Genomic DNA, 21,813 nt, shown 5'->3' with positions numbered 1-21,813 from the left:
GGTGTGGGTACCGCTGGCCTCGGCCGACGAGCGGCACGGGACCAAGGCCGCCACCCTCGCCCGCCTGACCCGGGCCGGTTTCGCGGTGCCGGACGGCGTGGTCACCGCCGACCCCGAGGAGCCCGGTGGACGAGACGCGATCCCGCCGGTACTGCGGGCGCTGGGCGGCACCCGGTTCGCCGTGCGGTCCTCCGCGCGGGGCGAGGACGGGGCGCGGGCGTCGTTCGCCGGCCAGCTGCACACCACGCTGAACGTGCCGGCCGCGGGAGTGGTCGACGCGGTACACCGCACGGCGGTCTCCGCACGCGCGGGCCGGGTCGCCGCGTACGCGGCGCGTACCGCCCGGGGCATCGACACCGCGGTCCCGGTGATCGTGCAGGTCATGGTCGACGCGCGGGTGGCCGGAGTGGCGTTCACCCGGCACCCGGTCACCGGTGCCGACCGGATCGTGCTCGAGGCCGTTCGCGGCCTGGGGGATCGGCTCGTGGACGGCACGACCACGCCGCAACGCTGGACACTCGACCGGGCCCGCGGCCAGGCCACCGGTACCGAGGTACTGACCCCGCGGCAGGCCGAAGCGATCGCCGACACCGCTCGCCGGATCGAGGCCGCGCTCGGAGACCCGCAGGACATCGAATGGGCGATCGCGGGCGGGCAGGTCTGGGTACTGCAGGCCCGCCCGATCACCACCGTGCCGGCGCAGGGGCCGGCCCTGCCTGCGTCCGGTCGGCCGCTGGTGACCGGCACGCCGTCGAGTCCCGGTGCCGCGACCGGCCGGGTACGGGTGGTCGGCGGGCTCGACGATTTCGACCGGTTCGCCGCCGGCGAGGTACTGGTGTGCCACGCGACCTCACCCGCCTGGACCCCGCTGCTGGCCCGCGCCGCCGCGGTCGTGACCGAGACGGGCGGGATACTCGCGCACGCCGCGATCGTGGCGCGCGAGTTCGCGATCCCCGCCGTGACCGCCGCGACCGGGGCGATGGCGAGGCTGACCGACGGCCGGCGGGTGATCGTGGACGGCACCACCGGAACCGTGACCGCGCCGAACGAGGAACCGATCCCATGACAGCGAGTACGCCGAACCACGTCCTGGCACTGCACGCGGTACGGACCCTGGGGCACGGCGACGGTGCCCGCATCGCCGAACGGGTCCACCTGCCCCAGCCGGAGGTCGAGGAGCACCTGCTGGACGCCGCCGCCCACGGCTGGGTCACCCGCAGCTCGTACGGCGCAGACGACGAATGGTCGCTGACCGAATCAGGAAAGGCGCACGGCGAGCAGCTGCTGGCCGCCGAGCTCGACGCCACCGGTGCGCGGAGCGAGATAGCGACGATCTACCGGGACTTCCTCCCGCTCAACGAGGTCGTCGGCGCGGCCTGCACCCGGTGGCAACTCGTCGAGCTGGGACTCGGTCCCCAGGACGTAAGCCTGGCCTCGACGATCACGGCCCTGCGGGAACCCGCTCAGCGGCTGGCCGGCATCGAACACCGCCTGACCACGCACCTGCTCCGGTTCACCGGTTATCACGACCGTTTCACCGCGGCGCTGGCCAAGGCATCCGCCGAGCCTGCCTGGATCACCGGGATCGACCGCGACTCCTGCCACCGCATCTGGTTCGAACTGCACGAAGACCTCATCGCCACCCTCGGCCTCACCCGCTGACCACCCAGTGGGACGGGGAGTGGTCTGCCTCGACGTCCACCGCCGGTTGCGTGGCCGCAGCACCGTTCTCGATGCCGTACCCGGCGTGGGCGTTGCGATCGGACTCCGCCGAGCCCGTGGGCTGGCGGTTCGGTCCGCCGGCACTTCCCAAGCACGCTGATCTTGGGTAGCGTCCGGCGCTGACCGGCTGGCCGGGAGAGGTGGGCGATGACGGCACGGGAACCGCGCGACACCGGCACCGTGCCCGTGTCCCGCCCGCGCTTCGTCGGTCGGCAGCGTGACCTGGCGACGGTACGCGACGCGCTGGCGCAGTCGCCCGCCGTGGTGCTGATCGAGGGCGAGGCGGGCATCGGAAAGAGCCGGCTGCTGCGCGAGGTGCTGGCCACCACGACGGGGCCGGCCCTGCTCGGCGGGTGCCCACCGTTTCGCGCCCCGTACACGCTGGGACCGGTGGTCGATGCGGTGCGGCCGGCGGCCGACGACGTCGCGGCGCTGGGACTGAGCAGCCTGGCCGGCGCGCTGCGGCAGCTGTTCCCGGAGTGGGCCGAGGCGCTGCCGCCGGCGCTGGAACCGGCGGAGGACGCGAGTGCCGCCCGGCACCGGCTGTTTCGTGCCCTGGTGGAGGTGATGCAGGCGGTCGAGGCGACCGTGCTGGTCGTCGAGGACGTGCACTGGGCCGACGAGGCGACACTGGAGTTCCTGCTGTTCCTGGTGTCCCAGGCCACGATGAGCCTGGTCGTGACGTACCGGCCGGAGGAGGTGGCGGCCGACTCGCTGCTGCGCCGGATGTCCTCCGGGCTACCGGTGGGTACGGCCCGGGCCAGGGTCTCGCTCGCCGCGCTCGACGTGGCGCAGACCGCGGAACTGGTGTCGTCGATGCTGTCCGACGAGAAGGTGTCGGACAGCTTCGCCGAGTTCGTGCGCGAGCGTACCGACGGTGTCCCGCTGGCGATCGAGGAGTCGGTGCGGCTGATGTCCGAGCGGGCCGACCTGCTGTACCGGGACGGCCACTGGGTCCGGCAGGATCTCGCCGACATCGCGGTACCGCCGACCGTGCGGGACGCGGTGCTGGAACGCACCGCCCGGTTCGGCCCGGCGACGCTGACGGTGCTGCGCGCGATGGCGGTACTGGTCGATCCGGCCGACGAGGACCTGCTCGTCGCGGTGTCGGGGCTGGCGCCGGGTGTCGTGCGTGACGCGCTCGCCGAGGCGGTGGATGCCGGCCTGCTGGACGAGGACGAGCGCGGTGCGGTCTCGTACCGGCACTTTCTCGCCTATCGCGCGGTCTACGAGGCGACCGCCGTCCGGGAGCGGCGCACCATGCACCTGCGTGCGGCCCGGCACCTGGAGCGGTCGACGCCGCAGCCGGTCGGGCGGTTGGCCCGGCACTTCGGCGAGGCCGGCGAGTCCGGTGAGTGGTTCGGCTACGCGGAGCGTGCCGCCGACGCCGCGCATCTCGCCGGGGACGAGTCCACCGGCGCTGCGCTGCTGGACGGCCTGATCACGCACGCCACCACCGCCGCGCCGAACGAGGTGGGCCGGCTGACCTACAAGCTCACGTTCGCCTCGGTGACCGACGAGCACCGCTACAACCGGCTGATCGCCGCATTACGCTCCACACTGGACAGTGACGGTCTGGAGCCGGTGCCGCGCGCCGAGGTGCGCGCCCAGCTCGGCCGGCTGCTGCTGCACCGGTCGCACTACGCCGAGGGGTACGCCCAACTGGAGCGCGCGGTGCCCGAACTGCCGCGTGGTTCCATCCAGCTGGCGATGACCGTCGCTCTGCTCAGCTACCCGGGTTGGGTCGACCGCACGGCGCGGACCTGCCGGCGCTGGCTGCAGCAGGTACCGCAGCTGACGGCCGGGCTGCCGGCGACCGAGCGGCTGCGGGTCGACGTGGACCTGATGACCAGCCTGCTGGCTCTTGGTGAGCAATCCGGTTGGGAGGTGGCGGCGGAGCTGTCGACGGCGACCGGAAGCGCTGTCGACCGGCCGCACGTCGCGCGGGTCGAGGTCAACATCGGCGACCTGGCGTTGCTGTGGGGCCACAACGTCGAGGCCCGACAGCGGCTGGACCGGGCGCTGGAACTCACCGACGCCGGTCAGTACCAGCGGTTACGGAGCATCGCGCGCGCCAACCTGTTGCGGCTCGACTGGCGTACCGGCAACTGGCTCGGCCTGGCTGCACGCGCGGCAGCGCTTGCCGACGACCCCGAGCTGTCACCGGGCAGCCGGCGGGAGGCGGCGCTGGTCGCGGGTGCGCTCGACGCGGCGGGCGGCGATGCGGAGCGGGCCACTCGTCGACTCGAACTGGTCGTGGACCAGACGCTGCCGCCTCGGACGGTGGGGATCGCGGTCGATCCGGTCGCCGAGCTGGCGATGCTGTGGCTTGGCCAGGGGCGGGTGGCCGACGCGCTGCGCATCGGCGGCGAGGCGGTCGAGCTGATCGCGCGAAGCGGCCTGTGGATCCTGGCCACCGCGCCGGTGCCGGTGCACGTCGAGGCGCTTCTTGCGGCGCGCCGGCCGGACGAGGCCGCGGCGCTGGTCGCCGACTTCGCCGCCGGGTTGGGCGAGCGGCAGATCCCGGCCCCGCGGGCCGCGCTGCTGTTGTGCCGGGCGAAGCTGGCCGAGGCGCGAGGTGCGTCGGGCGAGGCCGCAGCGCGGTACGAGCAGGCCGCAACGGCGTGGGCCGCGCAGCCCCGTCCCTACGATGCGTTGCTGGCGACCGAGCGTCGTGCCCGGGTGCTGCTGGCCGCCGGCGACCGGGCCGGTGTTCGGCTGCTCGACGAGGCGCGCCGCGGGTTCGCCCGGTTGGGCGCCACGGTCGCCAAGGAACGCGCGGCGGTGACACTGCGTGAGCACGGCGTCGCGCCGCACGGTGGTGGGCGGCCCAGCTACGGCGACGAGCTGTCGCCGCGCGAGCGGGAGGTCGTCCGGCTGGTCTCGGCCGGACGAACCAATCCCGAGATCGCCGCCGAGCTGGTGCTGTCCCGGCAGACGGTGGCGAGCCACATCCGTTCGGCCATGCGGAAAGTACAGGTCGACAGCCGCACCGCGCTGGCCGTGCGGGCCGTCGGGCTCGGCTTGCTCGACGCCGACGAGTAAACCTCGCCGGAGCGCAAAAACCCCTCATCCGATCACTCGTCGGCGGGTGTGACGAGGGCGCAGACTCCGGGTCGACCCGGCCTCGACCACGGAGTGGACACCTCATGCCCGACGACCCGTCACGCCCATCCGCGGGGGGCGCGGACCCGACGACAGGCCAGCGTTCCCGGCCACCGGTGGGGCCCGACGATGCCCGGCCCGTACCGGGAGACGCAACTCCGCCCACCGACCCGTGCGGCGGCGTTGGCCCGGAACGTTCCGACCCGACGCCGTCGGACGACGGGTACCGGCCACTCTGATCGCCGGACACCTGGCCGGATCGGACCACACAGGGAGGACACCATGAAGATCCCCAGAAGGGCAGTCTCGGTCGCCGCCGGGTTGGCGCTGGTCGCCGGCACGGTTGCGGTGGCCGGTGCCGTGACCGCGGCGCCCGGCGGCTCCACCAGCCCACCGGTCACGGTGGAGCGCCATCCGGGCCCGGCGACGCCGGCTCGGCCGGCCGCACGACCGAAGGCGCCGTCGAGCGCCACCGTCACGTTGGTGACCGGTGACCGGTTTCGCGTCGACACCAACGGCGACGGTACGCAGAGCGTCTCGGCCCTCGATGCCGGGGCCGCCGACGGCGCCACGTTCTCGATGTTCGGCTTCAACGGCGACAAGTACGTGATCCCGAACGCCGTCGCGCCCTACCTGTCGTCCACCATGGACCTACGGCTGTTCGACGTCAGCTACCTGGTCCGGGCCAAGCTCGACGACGCGCACAGCAAGACCGTGCCCGTCACGGTGTCCGGGCACAGCGGTTCGGCGTTGCCGGCACTGTCCGCGGCCAGCGGAACCAGCACCGTGTCCAAGAAGAGCGCCCGGGCGTTCGGCACGATGCTGGTGAAGCAGTGGCGGGACAGCCGCAGCGGTGCGTCGGACACGCCGGTCGGCACGCTGCCCGGCGGCGGGAAGCTGACCCTCGACCGTCCGGACGGCGCACCCGCGCTACCCGTTGCGCCGGCGCTGGCTCCGGCGGCGAAGCCCGGCGGCGCGGCGCCCAAGGCCGCGCCCCTGAGCGCGAAAGCCGACAGCGGCGCGGCCCTGCCGTACCACACGTTGACGGTGGACCCGATCGGCCGGGACGGCAAGCCCGCCACCATGGTCGGCGTCCTGCAGAACGTGGACGACTTCACCCGCGGATGGGTGCTCGTCGGGCTGCCGGGGATCCAGGGCGCGTCGAACTTCAGCGTCCCGGAGGGGAAGTTCAACCTGGACTTCGCGGTGATGAGCGGCCCCGGTGACGACTTGACCCTGCAGTCCAGCCTGGTCGTCAAGCCGGAGGTGTCGGTCACCAAGGACCTCACCGTCTCGCTCGACGCCCGGCAGGCCAAGCCGTACGAGGCGACGGTGGATCCGGCTCCCACCGGCTACGAGCAGGTCGACTACCTGTCGATGACCCGGGCGTCGGTCACCGGCGGCGCCATGCGCGTCCAGCCGTACGGCTTCGACTCCTACTTCTACTACGTCGCGATGCGGATGCTGCACGGCTTCGGCCTGGCGAACCCGTTGTACGTGACCCCGACCGAACCGGTACACACCGGCTCGTTCGACTTCGCGGCGCAGACCGAGCTCGTTCAGTCCATCGAAGGGCTCAACCCCGGCCCGCGGTACGCGCTGGAGTTTCCGAACCGGGGCCAGATCCCGTCGACGCTGACCCACCACGTGGCGAAGGCGGACCTCACGACCGTGCACAGCACGATCCACGCCGGGGCCTGCTCGACCTGCACGCAGCAGACGCAGCTGCTCGCCAACATGTTCACGCCGTGGAGCCAGAGCAACATCACCAACGGGTCGACGGTGCCGGTCGGGGAACGCACCGACTACTGGTACACCAGCGAGCCGGAGCTGACCGTCTGGCAGGCGGCGATGAACGGCAGCGACGGGACCCGTCGCTGGGACCGGCGGCGGCACATCCATCCCGGCGAGGTGATCACCGAAGACTGGGACCGCGGACCGGACGTGCCGTCGCCGGCCATGCCGTACCAGCAGGAGCCGAAGGTCGGCATCGGCACCGGGAGCGTGGTGGTGACCGACCCGTGGCTGGGTGTCTGCGGCGCGTGCAGGCAGGACGACAACGCCGTGCTGTTCCTCCAGCCGCTCGGTGACGCGAACCCCGGGCACTACGCCGACACAGGCGGAGTCTCGGCTGCCGACTCGTCGCTTCGGTTCTCCCGCAACGGAACGCTCGCGCTGAGTTCGACGGCGAACTCCGACGGCGGTCTTCGTCCGTACCAGGTGCCGCTGCCGATGCTGTCCGCTGCGGCGGACTACGAGCTGGACTGGGCCTACCACCCGAACGGCAACACCGAGCAGCGGATCGACACGGACTGGACGTTCCGTTCCGCGCCCGGCGACGCGGCGGCGAACCGTGCCGACGACGAGGAGTGCCCGCCCGATCCCGCCCGCGGTTGCTCGTTCCTGCCGCTGCTGTTCGTCACCTACGACCTGCCCCTGGACGCCGGGTCGCACGCGCCCGCCGGCGGCGCGTACTCGTTCGGCTTCACCGTCGCGGGCCAGCAGCACTCGACGCAGAAGGGGTCCGCCGCGACCGTCTCGGTGTCCTACGACGACGGTGCGAGCTGGAGCGAGCCGCAGGCGGCGACCGGTACCGGCGATGGCGGGTTCACCACGACGGTGCAGCACCCGGAACTGGCCGGCACCAACGGCTACGTGTCACTGCGCATCGCCGCACACGACGCGGACGGCAACGCGGTGACCCAGACCATCATCCGCGCCTACGCGCTGAGCTAGGGAGAGTTCCCCATGCCTCACACACGATTCCGGCGGCGGATCGGGACCGTCGCCATCGCCGCCGGGCTGCTCGCGGCGGCCATGGCCGGAGCCACCGCCAGCGCCGCGCCAGCAACCCAGGTGACCGTCCAGCGGGCCTGCTCCGCACCGGCCGCGGGCTACGCGGCCTGCCTCGCGATGGTCGACAGCGATGCGAAGGGCCGGCCGCTGAGTCGCTCGGCTGCCGCGGCCGCCGACCTGCACCCGTTCCTGGCCGCCGATCTGCAGGACGCCTACGACCTGCCGTCCGACCTGCTGGGCGCGCGGCAGACGATCGCGATCGTGGACGCCTTCGACGACCCCAACGCCGAGTCCGATCTCGCCGAGTACCGCAAGGCCAACGGGCTGCCCGCCTGCGACGCCGACTTCCCGTGCTTTAAGAAGGTCAACCAGCGGGGTGGCACCACGCCGCCGCCGGCCGATGCGGGCTGGGCGGCGGAGATCTCGCTGGATCTCGACATGGCCTCCGCCGTCTGCCCGAACTGCCGGCTGCTGCTGGTCGAGGCGGACGACAACAGCATCGAGAACCTCGGTATCGCCGTCGACACGGCGGTGGAGCTCGGCGCCGACGTCGTCTCCAACTCCTACGGCGCCCTCGAGTGGAACAGCGAACTCGCCGACCTCGCCGACCACTACGACCACCCGGGCGTCACGATCGTCGCGTCCTCCGGTGACAGCGGCTTCGGCGCGCAGATGCCGGCCGGACTGCCCACCGTGGTCAGCGTGGGCGGCACCTCGCTCTACCAGGACGACTCGGCCCGCGGCTGGGGCGAGCGGTCCTGGCGGTTCGCCGGCTCCGGCTGCTCGGCGTACGTGGCGAAACCGGCCTGGCAGAAGGACAAGCTGTGCGGCAAGCGCACCATCGCGGACGTCTCCGCGGTCGCCGACCCGAGCACACCGGTCGCCGTGTACGACACGTACGGCTCCGGAGGCGGTTGGTTGGCGCTGGGCGGTACCAGCGCGGCGGCACCGCTGATCGCCGGCGTGTACGCGCTCGCCGGCAACGCGACCACGGTGCCGGTCCAGTACCCGTACTCGCATGCCAAGGCGCTGAACGACGTGACGAGCGGCCCCGCCGGCACCTGCGGCGGCGGCTACCTGTGCAACGCAGGCCCCGGATACGACGGGCCGACCGGACTCGGTACCCCGCACGGCATCGGCGCCTTCTAGGAGATCTCATGCATATCACCAGAACCAAGGTTGCGCTGGCGGTGGGCGTGCTGCTCGCGTCCGCCGCCGCGAGCACCTCCGCATCGGCCAGCCCGGCCCGGCCGGACCACGGCTGCACGCCGAGCTGGCAGCTGGTCGACACCCCGCCGAAGCGGCAGAACATCAGCGAGCTGTCCGGCGTCGATGCCCTGTCCAGCAAGGACGTCCGGATAGCTGGCTTCGAGGGCGTGACCGGGCAGTCCCGGCTGACCCGCTGGGACGGCCGGGCGATCACTGACACCACCCAGATCCCCGCCATGTCGGTGCTGCCGATGGGAACCAGCGGCCCGTCGTACTCGTCGGCCAGTGAGGGCTGGACGTTCACCAGCACCGGACGAGTCCAGACCGTGCAACGGTGGCACGACGGCCGGTGGGCGATGATGCCGCTGCCGGTCGCACCGGACCCGGTGCACACGACGCTCTACCTGTCGGACGTCGACCCGCTGTCGGCCACCGATGCCTGGGCGGTCGGCGGCACGTACCAGGCGGGTGCCGAGATCGTGGGCAACACGATCCCGCTCGGGGCGCTGGTCGAACACTGGGACGGCAGCTCCTGGCAGATCGTGCCGAACCCCGCTGCGGATGCACCGGACACCGTGCTGTCCGCGGTCGCGGCCCGGTCGGCGACCGACATCTGGGCGGTCGGCTACCAGGCTGTCGGCTCCGGGTACGGCACCTTCACCGAGCACTACGACGGCACCTCGTGGACCGTCGTAGCGAGCCCGGAGGGCACCGGACGCTCCTCCTTCCGGGACGTGAGCGTCGGCGCGGACGGCGCCGTGTACGCGGTCGGCAGCCAGTTGCTCGCCGGCAGCGCCACCGATGCGGCCCCGCTGGCGGCGCGCTGGGACGGTGACGCCTGGCAGGTGATGGATCTGCCGGATCTCGGCAACGGCCGGATGAACAAGGTGTACGCGGCCAACGCGAGCAGCGTCTGGGTGATCGTCGAGGTACCGGACGGTGCGCACACGTTCGCCCACTGGGACGGCTCGGCCTGGGCCATGGTCGAGGCACCGGGGCCGAAGGGGCTCGGGTTGCGCTACTACTACGCCGCGATCGACGGCACCGGCCCGAACGACGTCTGGGCGGTCGGCTCGGTGACCGACAACTCGGTCGTCGACCTCGTCGACCCGCAGGTCAGCCACCTCAGTTGCGGAAGGAAGTGACATGGCCCGAGCCAGGAACAGACGATGGTGGACGGTGGCGGCCCTCGCTGCCGGCATCGTGCTCGCCACCGCGCCGGCCGCCGCCTCGGTACCGCCGGGTCAGGACACCGCCGCACCGGCCGCGACCCGCTCGTGCGCCGCGGACCCGGGTCCGGGAAAGGTGTCGTGCTTCGCGCTGCGGCGTACGGATATCAGGTCCAGCAAGGGAGTCCTGCCTGACGCGGTCAGCCCGTCCGGGTTCGGGCCCGGTGACCTTCAGGCGGCGTACACGTTGCCGTCGGCCACCGCGGGTGACGGCGTGACGGTGGCGATCGTCGACGCGTACGACGATCCGACGGCCGAGTCGGACCTCGCCACCTACCGCGCGCAGTACGGCCTGCCGCCCTGTACCACCGACAACGGCTGCTTCCGCAAGGTCGACCAGCGCGGCGGCACCGACTATCCGGTCGAGAACACCGGCTGGGCCGGGGAGATCTCGCTCGACCTCGACATGGTCTCCGCCGCCTGCCCGAACTGCCACATCCTGCTCGTCGAGGGCGACGACAACTCGATCGACGCGCTCGCCGCCTCGGTCGATCAGGCTGTCGCCATGGGCGCGAAGTACGTTTCCAACAGCTACGGCGCGACCGAGGACCCGGGTGAGGGGGACTACGACGGGCACTACCACCACCCCGGCGTCGTGGTCACCGCGAGCACCGGCGACAACGGCTACGGGACCAGCTACCCCGCCACCGCGGAGGGCGTCGTCGCGGTCGGCGGCACCTCGCTCGGTCGGGACGCGGGTACGGCGCGCGGCTGGACCGAGAGCGTCTGGAGCGGCGCCGGAAGCGGCTGCTCCGCCTACGAGGACAAGCCGTCCTGGCAGACCGACAGCGGGTGCGAGAAGCGGGCGGTAGCCGACGTGTCGGCGGTCGCCGACCCCAACACCGGCGTCGCGGTCTACTACAACGGATGGAAGGTGTACGGCGGAACCAGCGCCTCCGCGCCGCTGATCGCCGCGACCTACGCCCTCGCGGGCGCGCCGGCCGCCGCCACCGAACCCGCCTCCTACCCGTACAACGCGGCGCTGGTGGACCCGGCCGCGCTGAACGACGTGACCTCCGGCAGCAACGGCACGTGCACCCCGGCGTACCTGTGCGGCGGTGGCCCTGGCTACGACGGGCCGACCGGGCTCGGGACCCCGAACGGCGTCGCGGCGTTCACGTACAAGGCGACCGGGACCGTCACCGGCACCGTGACCGATTCCGCGACGCACGAACCGGTCTCGGGCGTCGAGATCGAGGCGAGGGGACGGAGGGCGACCACCGGCGCCGACGGAAAGTACGCGCTGCGGTTGCCGGCCGGAAGCTGGGAGGTGACGGCGTCTCGCCGGGCGTACCAGGCGAAGACGGTCGCCGTGTCGGTCACCGAGGGCGGCAGCACGACCCAGGACCTCGCTCTCGACCCGGTCCCGACCGTGTCTGTCACCGGCACCGTCACCGACGGCTCCGGCCACGGGTGGGGTCTGTACGCCACGGTCACCGCATCGGACGGCACGACCACCCACACCGATCCGGCCACCGGCAGGTACGAGCTGGATCTGTTGCAGAACGAGAAGTACACCCTGCACGTCGCCGCCGTCGACACCGGCTACACCGCTCGGAGCCTCACGGTGGAGCTCGGTACCGAGGCGGTGACCGCGGACGTCGCGCTGACCGTCGAGGCGGTGTGCACGGCCGCCGGCTACCGGGCCACCCGGAACGGTACGGTGCAGTCGTTCGATGGTGGCCAGGCCCCAAAGGGGTGGCGGGTCGCGGACGTGAACCACCGGCAGCCCGGCTACGACTACAAGCCCGGCTGGCAGTTCACCAACCCCGGCGGCCGGGTCAATGCCACCGGCGGCGAGGGAAACTTCGCGGTGGTCGACTCCGACCACAGTGGACAGCACGCCATCCAGGACACGATGCTGACCTCGCCCACCTTCGACCTGGCCGGGGCGACCGAACCCGCGATCACCTTCGGTACCGACCTGCACGGCGCGGTGAACTCCACCGCAACCGTGGAAACCAGTACCGACGGCGGGAAGACCTGGAAGTCGGTGTGGCACAAGGCAGGTACGCCGAACGTCAGCGGCCCGGTGGTCGTCGACCTGCCCGACGCCGCCGGCCATCGGGTGATCGTGCGGTTCCACTACACCGGGAACTGGTCGAAGTGGTGGGAGATCGACGACGTCTTCGTCGGCAACCGCAGCTGCGACCCGGTTGCGGGTGGCATGGTCGTGGGTCGGGTGACCGACGGCTCCGGTGCGGGGCTGCCGGCCACGGTGACCGCGGCCGGCAGCACGACGCACGGCGACACCGACGGCCGCTACCGGTTGTTCACCCCGGCCGGCGACCAGTCGGTCACCGCTGAGGCGTCGGGCCACACCCCGGCCACCAAGACCGCCGCGGTGACCGCCGACCACACCACGAGGCTCGACTTCACCCTGTCCTGAGACCGGCCGGAGGGGCACGCAACGCACCGTGCCCCTCCGGACCGTGCGCGGGATGGCGACCTGGCACCGGCCGCGGTCACCCGCCCGGACGATCTGCCGGATCGGTGACGTCGGTCAGCGTTGCCGCATGATCCGGCACGTAGGTCTGCTCGCTGCGCGGTGGCCGTTGGTAGCCACGCGCGGCCGGCCGGGGCGGCAGTTCGATCTGCGGCTCGCGTACCGCATGGTAGGGGACCGTGGACAGCAGGTGCGCGATCATGTTGATCCGGGCCCGGCGCTTGTCGTCGCTTTCCACCACGTACCACGGGGCGTCGGGGATGTCGGTGTGCACGAACATCTCGTCCTTGGCCCGGGAGTAGTCCTCCCAGCGGGTGATCGACTCCAGGTCCATCGGTGACAGCTTCCAGCGCCGCATCGGGTCGGTGAGCCGGTCGGCGAAGCGGCGCTGCTGTTCGGTGTCGCTGACCGAGAACCAGTACTTGCGGAGCAGGATTCCGTCCTCGGTCAGCAGCCGCTCGAAGATCGGGCACTGCCGCAGGAAGATCCGGTACTGGTCGGGAGTGCAGAAGCCCATCACCCGCTCGACGCCCGCCCGGTTGTACCAGCTGCGGTCGAACAGGACGATCTCACCGGCGGCCGGCAGGTGCTCGACGTAGCGCTGGAAGTACCACTGGCTGCGTTGGCGGTCGTTCGGCGCCGGCAGCGCGGCGATCCGCGCGACCCGAGGGTTGAGGTTCTCGCTGACGCGTTTGATGGTGCCGCCCTTGCCGGCCGCGTCGCGCCCCTCGAAGATCACCACGAGCCGGGCGCCCTCGGCGCGAACCCATTCCTGCAGCCGGACCAGTTCGATCTGCAGCCGCCGCAGCTCTCGTTCGTACACCTTGCGCGGCAGGCGTTTCGCGGCGGTGGTGGGCGCCTCGCCGCCCGTGTCCTCGTCCGGCACATCGGCCTCCTGTCGGTCACCACCAGCGTATCGGCGCCCCGGTGGTCCCGATGGTGGATCGCACGAGCGTGCGGTGTCGGTCGGTCGGCTCGTCCGACACCTGCCATCCGGCCCTGCCGGGGTGGCCGGCGGCACGCTCGACTGGCAGTACGGGGAGTACGAGCGGGGTGGGAGCCATGCGCGCACTGGTGGTGTACGAGTCGATGTTCGGCGACACCGAGCAGGTTGCTCGCGCGCTCGCCGAAGGGCTGGGCACGCGGGCGGCGGTGCAGGTGTCGGCGGTCGGTGACGCGCCGGCGCCGGTGCCCGACGCCGTGGATCTGCTCGTCGTGGGCGGTCCGACGCACGCGTTCGGGATGAGCCGGCCGAACACCCGGAACTCGGCGGCCCGGCAGTCCCGGGAGGCGGTCGGAGTCACCGAGCGTGGCGTGCGGGAATGGTTGGCAGAGGTGGGATCGCTGCGCGGCCGGCTGGCCGCGGCATTCGACACCCACGCCCGAACCCGGCTGCCGGGCTCGGCTGCGGCCGGGATCGACCGTCGGTTGCGCCGTCTCGGCGCACGGACGATCGCGCCCGCGCACAGCTTCTACGTCACGGACACGCAGGGGCCGTTGGCAGACGGCGAGCGCGACCGGGCACTGCGGTGGGGCGTCGATCTCGCCGAGGCGGCCGCGGCAACCCTCGGGTCCGGGCGAACGAGCCTGTCGGGGGGATCGGCCTAGGGTCTGTTTCGGAGCCCCCGGCCGAGCGAGGCGAGTCCTGTTTGTCTGCTCGCAAGGCGGAGGGCAGTTCGGGTGCCGGGCTTGCCCACGGGCTGTCCGACAACGCCGCGAGCGGGCAAACGGGGCCGCCGCAGCCGGCACGCGGGACTTGCGAAACAGACCCTAGCGATGGTCGACGCGACACCCGTCGCGCGGTTCAGCGCAGTCATGGCATCCGGCGCCGTCGGGATCTCCCCGGTCCTCGACCGGTGAGATCCCGGCGCGCACACCGCAGGTCGCCGTCGGCGGTTCTGGTCAGTGGCTGTTCGCCAGCCGGGCGTCGAACCGGGTCAGGAGGTCGAGCGCGTCCTCGTCGGTGGCGGCCGGAAACGTCAGGTACCACGCGGACAGGACCGGCACCGACGGTGCGGTCACGATCCGCGGCAGATCGTCGGCGACGTCGGCCAGGTTGGAGACGGCCCGAATGGGCATCACCGGGGCGGCGAACACGACCCGTCGTGCACCCCTGCTGCGGGCCAGCAGGCATGCCGCGCGGGCGGTGGCACCGGTCATCACGCCGTCATCGACGATCACCGCGGTCTGGTCGGCCACGGGCACCGCCGGGCGTGCCTCATGGAAGCGCCGCGACCGCCCGTCGATCGCTGCGAACGCCGCACGGACATCGTCGGCGGGCATGCGGTCACCCACGATGATCCGGTCCTCGGTCACCGCACCCAGCGTGGCATGCGGCGGGCCGGGCGCCTGCAACCTGTGCACCACCACGACATCGAGCGGCAGATCCAGCCGCCGGGCTATCTCGTGGGCGACGGCGACACCGCCGGCCGCGACTCCCAGTACCACCGATTCGGTCGGGCAGACATGCGTCAGCCGGTGCGCCAGCATCTCCCCGGCCGCTGCGCGATCCCGAAACATCTTCCAACACCCCCGCATCGAGAATGTCCCCGCGATCGGTTGCCGGGCAGTGCCGGACGGCCCGGTGCGGCCGGGACCCCCGGGCCGGCCGGTACCCACCGCGAGTCGCCCGCGCGGAGTCCCGTGCACCGCCTGGCTCGTGGAGCAGCCCGCGTGGCAACCGGCTGTCAGGCGTCGATCACCTCGGCCGGCGAACGACGAGTCTCCCGCGGTGGCGGCGTCGCGGCGGCGACGGTCAGTCGCATGCCCAGCATGGGGTGACCGAGCTGACAGAGCAGGCCGGCAAGCGTGGCGCGAGTGGCCGCCACCTCGATGACGTTGCTGATCGGGTTGACCGAGATGTGGTGCATGGTCGCCACGATCAGCAGGGCCGACATCGCCTCCCCCGAGGTGAGCCAGTCCAGCCGTCCGTCGCCGTCGGCGAACAGGATCGCGTAGTCAGCCGTACGGTCGCTGCCCACGCCCGGGTCGAGATGGGCATCGCCGCCGGACAGGAACTGGCGATGCGGTACGCGTCGTACGACCTCGGGCGCGACCGTGTCCGCCGAGATCCCCTCCCTGGCGGCCTGGGGCCGGTGGGTCCAGCGGGTGAGGTCGGCGCGGGCGCCCGGGTCGGCCGACTCGATCTGCGCGGCGTGGTCACCCGCCACCATGAGAACGGGCAACTGCTCGTCCGGTACCAGATGCAGGTGCGCACCGCTGCGCTCCACGGCGCCGCGCAGCTGCCGCAGCAGGTACGCCGGTACGGCGACGTCGCCGAGCCCCGGCCGGCGATCGGTGCGGCGCGACAACATCGACTGGAAGGCGTGGGATTCGTCGGAGGTGGGCCGATGCGGTTCGCCGACCCACAGCCGAGCGAGCAGATCCGGTTCGCGGTCGTCGGGAAACAGGTCGATCCCGGGGCGGTGCCCCAGTGCCGTCAGCGCCGCCGCCGCGTGATGCAGCGCGATACCGCAGCTGAAGGTCAGCAGCCGCCCCTCACGGTCGAGATGGGTCAGTTGGCGCGATCGGTCGGCCCACAGCTCCGCCGCACCGTCGTGGATCCGCCACCGCCAGGGCTGCGTGTTGAGGATCGATGGGGCACGAAGCGCGGCCATGACCGCTCGCCCCAGCGGACCGTCCATGGCGCGGTGCCGGTCGGTACCGGTCGGGTCGCTGAAGTTGACGGCTGGCATGGGTCTCCCACCTTTCCGCTCGCGTCCTGGTCGTATCGTCGCCGCGGGGGGTGGCCCTCGGTAGGGCCATCCGGCACGGTGCCGGCGGGCGGCCGGCCCTGCTCGGGCACCTCCCCGGCAGGTGCGTCGCGCCCCTGATCGAAGCCGTCATCGACGTCGTACGTGCCGCGGCGCAGGGATTTGTTCTCGTATGCCACGAGGTGTACGGCTCTTTCGCGCTGCCGGCCGGTGTTGCCGCGGGCGGACGAGGTGACCGGGCCCGGCGCGGGCTGCGCGACTCCCGCTGCGATGAGTGGTTCCGCACTCCCGAGGGGCCGCCGGGCGGAAGGATGGGGGCGTGCAGGGTCCGCTTGCTGCCCAGACGAAAGGCCTGTCGACTGCCGAGGCCGATCGGCGCCTGGCCGCGTGGGGCCGGAACGAGGTCGTGCCCCCACGCCCACCGAGCGTCCCGCGCCGGATCGGACGGCAGCTGATCGACCCGCTGATCGTGGTGCTGCTCGCGGCGATGGCGGTGACCGTGCTGCTGCGGGACGGTACCGACACGATCGTCATCGGGTTGGTGATCGTGCTCAACACGACGGTCGGTGTCATCCAGGAGATCCGAGCCGACCACGCGGTCGCCGCGCTGCAGCGGCTCGGCGCACCCACCGCCCGGGTGGTACGCGATGGCACCTCGCGCCGGGTCCCGGCCGGCGAGGTGGTGCCCGGCGATCTGGTCGTGCTGGCCGGTGGTGATGTGGTGCCGGCCGACCTGCGACTGGAGCATGCCGACCGGCTCGGCCTGGACGAGGCGGCGCTGACCGGCGAGAGCGTGCCGGTACCGCGCGGCGCGGGGGAGGAGGCACTGGCCGGTACGGTCGTGGTCGGCGGCACCGCACGGGGCATCGTGACCGCGACCGGATCGGCCAGCGCGTTGGGTCGGATCGCGACCCTGGTGGCCGGCCAGCCGCGCCGGCGTACCCCGCTGCAGCGGCGCCTGGTCGGGCTGGGCCGGGCGTTGGGAGTCGCCTGCGTCGCCCTGTCCGCGGTGGTGCTGGTCGTGGGGCTGGTGAGTGGCCAGCCGCCCGTCGAGATGGTGTTGACCGCGGTCAGCCTGACGGTGGCGGCCGTGCCGGAGTCGTTGCCTGCGGTGGTCACGATCGCGCTGGCGCTGGGCGCCCACCGGATGGCGCGGCGCGCGGCGATCGTGCGGCAGCTACCGGCGGTGGAGACGCTCGGCTCGGTCACGCTGCTGGCCACCGACAAGACCGGAACCCTGACGACCGGGATCATGACCTGCGACCGCGTCGTCCTGCCCGATGCCGTGCTCGGCGTCTCCGGGCCCGGGTGGGCACCGAACGGCACGGTCACCACCGTGGACGGCTGGCGTTCGCCGGAGCACACCGGCCGCCTGGCTCGTGACCTGGTGCTGTGCAACGATGCCGAGCTGATCGCACCACCGGCGGCCGACGGTGACTGGACGCCGATCGGTGATCCGATGGAGGCCGCGTTGATCACGGCGGCCGGCCGGCTGGGTGCGGCCGCGGCGGCTACCCGCGGCCGGTACCCGCGGGTGGCCGAGATCGGCTTCGAGACCGCGACCCGCCGCATGATCACGGCCCATCGCACGCCCGACGGCGGGTACCTGCTGGTCGGCAAGGGTGCACCCGAGGTCATGTTGGCGGCGGGCGATCCCCTGAACGACCGCGCCGACCGGCTCACCGGCACCGGATACCGGGTGCTCGCGATCAGCGACGCGTACTGCGCCGAGCTTCCCGACGAGTCCGAGTGGCCGTCCCGGCTGACCCCGTGTGGCCTGGTCGGGCTCACCGATCCGGTTCGCCCCGGCATGCCGGAACTGCTGCGCCGCTTCCACCATGCCGGGATCACCGTGGCGATGGTCACCGGCGATCACCCGGGTACGGCCCACGCCGTCGCCCGCCGCGTCGGGATCGCCGCCGACGCGGTTCACGCGCGGACCGTGCCGCAGGCCAAGATGGATCTGATCGCCGGCTGGCAGGCGGACGGGCAGGTCGTGGCCATGACCGGCGACGGCGTCAACGACGCGCCGGCACTGCGGCGCGCCGACATCGGCGTGGCGATGGGACGGGACGGAACCGAAGTGGCGCGCCAGGCCGCTGACCTCGTGCTGGCCGACGACGAGCTGGCGACGGTGGCCGTCGCGATCGAGGAAGGGCGCCGCATCTACGCCAACATCCGCCGATTCCTGCGGTACGCGCTGGCCGGCGGGCTCGCCGAGATCCTGGTGATGCTGGCCGGACCGATGCTCGGGCTTGCGATTCCGTTGCTGCCCGCCCAGATCCTGTGGATCAACATGCTCACCCACGGGCTGCCGGGTGTCGCGCTCGGCGCCGAGCCGGCCGACCGGAGCCTGCTGGACGCCCCGCCCCGCCCGCCGGGCGAGGCGATCCTCGGTGCGGGGCTGGCGCAGCGGGTCGCCGTGACCGGTGGCCTGATCGCCGCACTGGCGCTGGTCGCCGGCGCGGGGGCCGCCGCGATGGGCCGGCCGTGGCAGACGCTGCTGTTTCTGGTGCTGGGATTCGCCCAGCTGGGCGTCGCGCTGGCGGTTCGGGCCCGGCCGCCCGCGGGCGGCGCACACCGCGCGCTGTACGCCGCCGTCGCATCCTCGGCGCTCCTGCAGCTGGCCGCGGTCGCCGTGCCGGCGCTACGAGAGCTGCTCGGCACCAGCCCGGTCTCGGTGGCCGAGCTGGTCGCCTGCCTGGCCATCGGCGCCGTACCCGGTGTGGCCGTCGCCGTCGCCGAGTGTTGGCGACGGCGTGCCCGCACCGCGGTCGGCGGCTGACCCGGCGGCGGCGCCGACCGGAGCCGGCCCGGCAGGCTCGACCTCCGGCCATCGGCCAGCGCGCGCGTTCCCGGGCCGGCCGCGCGGCGTCACTCGTTCGGCGCCCCGGGCGTGACCGGGCGGGTCCCGGCCGCGGGCTCGTCGCCGCCCTGGTCGAGCCGGAACGGCGGGTACCGGTCGGTCAGCAGCGACACGTAGCAGCTGACCCGGTAGCCCCAGCGCTGGATGCCCATCAGCAGGTCGTAGATGCCACGCGGGTACCGGCCGGCGAACAGCAGCGTGAGGCCGACGTAGAGCACGAGCAGGCCGACGAGGCTGGGGGTGCCGTAGCGGCCGGCGGCGTCGTCCATCCACCGGTACCCGCTGTACGAGCTGCCGGCGATCGCGCCGCCGAGCAGGTAGTGGGGGATCGCCAGCAGCCACCACTTCACCAGGACCAGCCCGCGCGACAGCCGCTCCGGGTAGACCACCGACAGCGTCGCCGGGTAGTCCTCCCGCTCGGCCAGGGTGAACGGCGGGTACCGGTCGGTGCCCAGTACCGAGTACGAGTAGTAGCCGACCCGCCAGCTCCAGCGCAGCACGCCGACGGTGAAGTCGAACAGCGGCCGCGGATAGCGTGCCGTGAACAGGATGGCGAAGAACGCGATGATCGTGACGACCCAGACGGCGATCCACAGGAAGATCAGCACGATGTAGTGCGGGATCGCCAGCAGCCACTTCAGCAGCCAGAGCCACCGGTTGGGCGGCGGGTCGAGCCGGCCGGTCAGCCGGACCGGTTCGGTCGTGGGGATCGGTTGCATGCCGGTACCTCCGACGGGCACAGCGCCGTCATTGACGACCACTACGCTAGGTCTTGCGGCCCCGGGCTCGGGCCCGTTCCGGCACTCGGGCAGCACGCAAGGGGTACGAACGGTGCCAGCTCGGCCGCCGGCGCGGTCAATGGCTTCGGCCGGTCGAGATCGCCTCTCTTCGGGCCGATGCCGCCGATCGAGCATGACTCCACAGTGGACGTCCTCCGACGACCTCGTTGTCCACTGTGGAGTCGTACCTGCCGGATGCTTCTCCGTTGCCCGACAGCTCGAGGCCCGCGCCGCCCCCGGGCCCTCGCGGGTGGCCGGGGCCGAACGCCACCGCGGCCGCTGGAGCCACCGACCGCGCCGTGATCACCGTACGTGGTGAACAACCGCGGCGCCGCAGTGTCGTGGCTCGACCGGCCCCGTCCGTCGATCGGGATCCGGCCGCCAGCAGCGTGCCGTTCCCGTCGGCGTGCGGTTCCGGCGGGTTGACGGTGCCGACCGATCGTCCCGGCCGGCCCGTGCCGATCGGCCCTGTCGGCTCGGCCGCGACACCAACAGGCTCGATGCCGAGGAGGTGGCCATGACGGCAACCAATGCGCCCGTCGTCGTGGGATTCGACGGCTCCGCACCGAGCCCGGCGGGCGGTGACCCGGGCGCCCAGCCGGGCCGAGTTCGCGTTCAACGAGACCTACCTGCGTACGAAGACGGTGCACGCGTGGACCGCACCGGGCAGGCACGTACCCCGTGAGCGGATCTCGCCGGATCCCGGCTCCATCGCCGTGGCCGGTGAGCAGCGGCAGCTGCTGGTCGGGATGTTGGGCTGGTGGCGGGAGAGCTGTCCCACGGTGCCCGTGCAACCGATCGTGGCGCTCGGTTCGCCGGTCGAGCAGCTTCTGCGGTAGCGGGCCGAACGGACGGTCGCCGGTGCCTGACGATGGTCGCCGGGCATCGGCGGAGCAGAACGTGCCCGGCCGCCCCGCCGGGGCCGCCTGGCGTTGCCTGGCGTCGAACTTCGAGGAGTCACCATGCCACTCCGGGTCCTGCTCGGCTATGACGGGTCTCCCGCTGCCACGGTGGCGATCGAGGCGACGTCGTCGTTGTTTCCGCGCTGCCGCATCCGGATCGCGACGACGTGGGCGCCCGCGTTCGCCGATGACCGGCTCCGGAGCCGGTTGTGGACCGGCCGCGGGCACCTGGACGAGTTCATCGCCGCGATGGAGCACGAGGGCGAGCGGGAAGCGTGTCGGATCGCCTCGACGGGCGTCACCCTGGCCGAGGCGGCGGGCTGCGACGCTGAACCGCTCGCGGTGCGCAGCCTCGGCGGGGACGGTATCCGGCTCGCGGAGCTGGCCGACTCGCTCCCGGCAGATCTGGTCGTGGTGGGCGCCCGGGGCCTGACCGGTGCGCGGGCGGTGCTGGGCAGCGTGTCGGACATGGTCGTGCATTACGCGACCCGCCCGGTGTTGGTGGTCCCGCACCCATTGTTGGAGGCCGAGCAGGCCGCGCTGCCGGCCGGTCCGGTGGTGGTGGGCTTCGACGGGTCGAGCGGTGCCAGCCGGGCACTGACGGTCGCGCACCGGCTGCTGCCCGAGCGGCAGCTGTTGCGTGCCACCGTCGACGACGGCCAGGTACCACTCGAGGCGCCGACGTCGTCGGTTCCCGACGAGCGCGTGACGCGGTTGCACCTTCGCGGTCACGGCACGTCGGCTCGCGACACCGCCGCCGCACTCGCCGACTGCGCACGCGATGCGGACGCCGCCCTCGTGGTGGTCGGCTCCCGCGGGCGCTCGGCGGTCCGGGAAATCCTGGTGGGCAGCGTCGCGGTCGCCACCCTGCACCACACCCACCGCCCGGTCCTCGTCGTCCCAGCCGTCGCCGACGGCAGCGCCACGCAATCCTCGTGGTCGCAGTCCGCGGGAGCCAGCGGCGTGGACGATATCGCTGCCGGTCGATCGCCGGAGGCCCGAGGTGGTGCCGCCGGTTGAGCAGTGTCAGCTGGCAGGCATCAGGC

General features: G+C 72.6%; 15 protein-coding genes. 11 read left to right on the top strand and 4 right to left on the bottom strand.

Translation table 11 applies throughout. The features are described from left to right. Nucleotide 1 precedes the first annotated feature (1 nt). From Asera_RS29505 to Asera_RS29475, 7 genes are all read left to right on the top strand, one after another. Entirely contained in the window at nucleotides 2–1,066 is a 1,065-nt protein-coding gene (locus tag Asera_RS29505) for a PEP/pyruvate-binding domain-containing protein (RefSeq protein ID WP_051801327.1), read from the top strand. Beyond that, on the top strand, nucleotides 1,063–1,662 hold the full coding sequence (locus Asera_RS29500) for a hypothetical protein (protein ID WP_030443897.1): 600 nt from the start codon (nucleotides 1,063–1,065) through the stop codon (nucleotides 1,660–1,662). The genes Asera_RS29505 and Asera_RS29500 overlap by 4 nt, the downstream gene beginning before the upstream one ends. 207 nt (nucleotides 1,663–1,869) lie before the next feature. Continuing rightward, nucleotides 1,870–4,767 (top strand): ATP-binding protein, encoded by a 2,898-nt coding sequence (locus Asera_RS29495; RefSeq protein WP_030443898.1) that lies wholly within the window; start codon nucleotides 1,870–1,872, stop codon nucleotides 4,765–4,767. Between the two features lie 342 nt (nucleotides 4,768–5,109). After that, on the top strand, nucleotides 5,110–7,563 hold the full coding sequence (locus tag Asera_RS29490) for a hypothetical protein (RefSeq protein ID WP_157034571.1): 2,454 nt from the start codon (nucleotides 5,110–5,112) through the stop codon (nucleotides 7,561–7,563). 12 nt (nucleotides 7,564–7,575) lie between these two features. Beyond that, nucleotides 7,576–8,772, top strand: coding sequence for a S53 family peptidase (locus Asera_RS29485; protein WP_030443900.1), 1,197 nt, complete (start codon nucleotides 7,576–7,578; stop codon nucleotides 8,770–8,772). 8 nt (nucleotides 8,773–8,780) lie between these two features. Continuing rightward, the gene (locus tag Asera_RS29480) at nucleotides 8,781–9,977 is read left to right on the top strand and encodes a hypothetical protein (RefSeq protein ID WP_030443901.1); all 1,197 of its coding nucleotides are present in this window, start codon (nucleotides 8,781–8,783) and stop codon (nucleotides 9,975–9,977) included. 1 nt (nucleotide 9,978) lies between these two features. Then, a complete protein-coding gene (locus Asera_RS29475) occupies nucleotides 9,979–12,450 on the top strand; it encodes a carboxypeptidase regulatory-like domain-containing protein (protein WP_084130808.1) in 2,472 nt (823 codons plus the stop codon). 76 nt (nucleotides 12,451–12,526) lie between these two features. On the opposite strand, the gene ppk2 is transcribed toward Asera_RS29475, so the two are convergent. Then, the gene (gene ppk2, locus Asera_RS29470; RefSeq protein ID WP_051801331.1) at nucleotides 12,527–13,393 is read right to left on the bottom strand and encodes a polyphosphate kinase 2; all 867 of its coding nucleotides are present in this window, start codon (nucleotides 13,391–13,393) and stop codon (nucleotides 12,527–12,529) included. A gap of 176 nt (nucleotides 13,394–13,569) precedes the next feature. Between ppk2 and Asera_RS29465 the strand changes: the two genes are divergently transcribed. After that, nucleotides 13,570–14,115, top strand: a complete 546-nt coding sequence (locus tag Asera_RS29465) for a flavodoxin family protein (protein WP_051801333.1) — start codon at nucleotides 13,570–13,572, stop codon at nucleotides 14,113–14,115. Nucleotides 14,116–14,409: 294 nt separating this feature from the next. Here the strand turns inward: Asera_RS29465 and Asera_RS29460 are convergent, their stop codons facing one another. Next, a complete protein-coding gene (locus Asera_RS29460; RefSeq protein WP_030443905.1) occupies nucleotides 14,410–15,027 on the bottom strand; it encodes a phosphoribosyltransferase family protein in 618 nt (205 codons plus the stop codon). Nucleotides 15,028–15,194: 167 nt separating this feature from the next. Beyond that, entirely contained in the window at nucleotides 15,195–16,202 is a 1,008-nt protein-coding gene (locus tag Asera_RS29455) for an Acg family FMN-binding oxidoreductase (protein WP_084130810.1), read from the bottom strand. A 292-nt stretch (nucleotides 16,203–16,494) separates the two neighbouring features. On the opposite strand from Asera_RS29455, the gene Asera_RS29450 reads away from it, so the two are divergent. After that, nucleotides 16,495–19,005 carry a cation-translocating P-type ATPase gene (locus tag Asera_RS29450; RefSeq protein WP_425305963.1) on the top strand — a complete coding sequence of 837 codons (2,511 nt, stop codon included), beginning with the start codon at nucleotides 16,495–16,497 and terminating at the stop codon, nucleotides 19,003–19,005. An 89-nt stretch (nucleotides 19,006–19,094) separates the two neighbouring features. Here Asera_RS29450 and Asera_RS29445 read toward each other — a convergent pair whose 3' ends face one another. Further along, a complete protein-coding gene (locus Asera_RS29445) occupies nucleotides 19,095–19,805 on the bottom strand; it encodes a DUF4389 domain-containing protein (RefSeq protein ID WP_035295006.1) in 711 nt (236 codons plus the stop codon). A gap of 641 nt (nucleotides 19,806–20,446) precedes the next feature. Between Asera_RS29445 and Asera_RS29440 the strand changes: the two genes are divergently transcribed. Further along, complete coding sequence (locus tag Asera_RS29440; RefSeq protein ID WP_030443909.1) at nucleotides 20,447–20,704, top strand: adenine nucleotide alpha hydrolase family protein; 258 nt, start codon at nucleotides 20,447–20,449, stop codon at nucleotides 20,702–20,704. A 123-nt stretch (nucleotides 20,705–20,827) separates the two neighbouring features. Continuing rightward, nucleotides 20,828–21,787 (top strand): universal stress protein, encoded by a 960-nt coding sequence (locus Asera_RS29435; protein WP_084130811.1) that lies wholly within the window; start codon nucleotides 20,828–20,830, stop codon nucleotides 21,785–21,787. Nucleotides 21,788–21,813 lie beyond the last annotated feature (26 nt).

The sequence above is a fragment of the Actinocatenispora sera genome (assembly GCF_018324685.1).
GTDB lineage: Bacteria > Actinomycetota > Actinomycetes > Mycobacteriales > Micromonosporaceae > Actinocatenispora > Actinocatenispora sera.
This window is presented reverse-complemented; position numbering and strand designations above follow the sequence as displayed.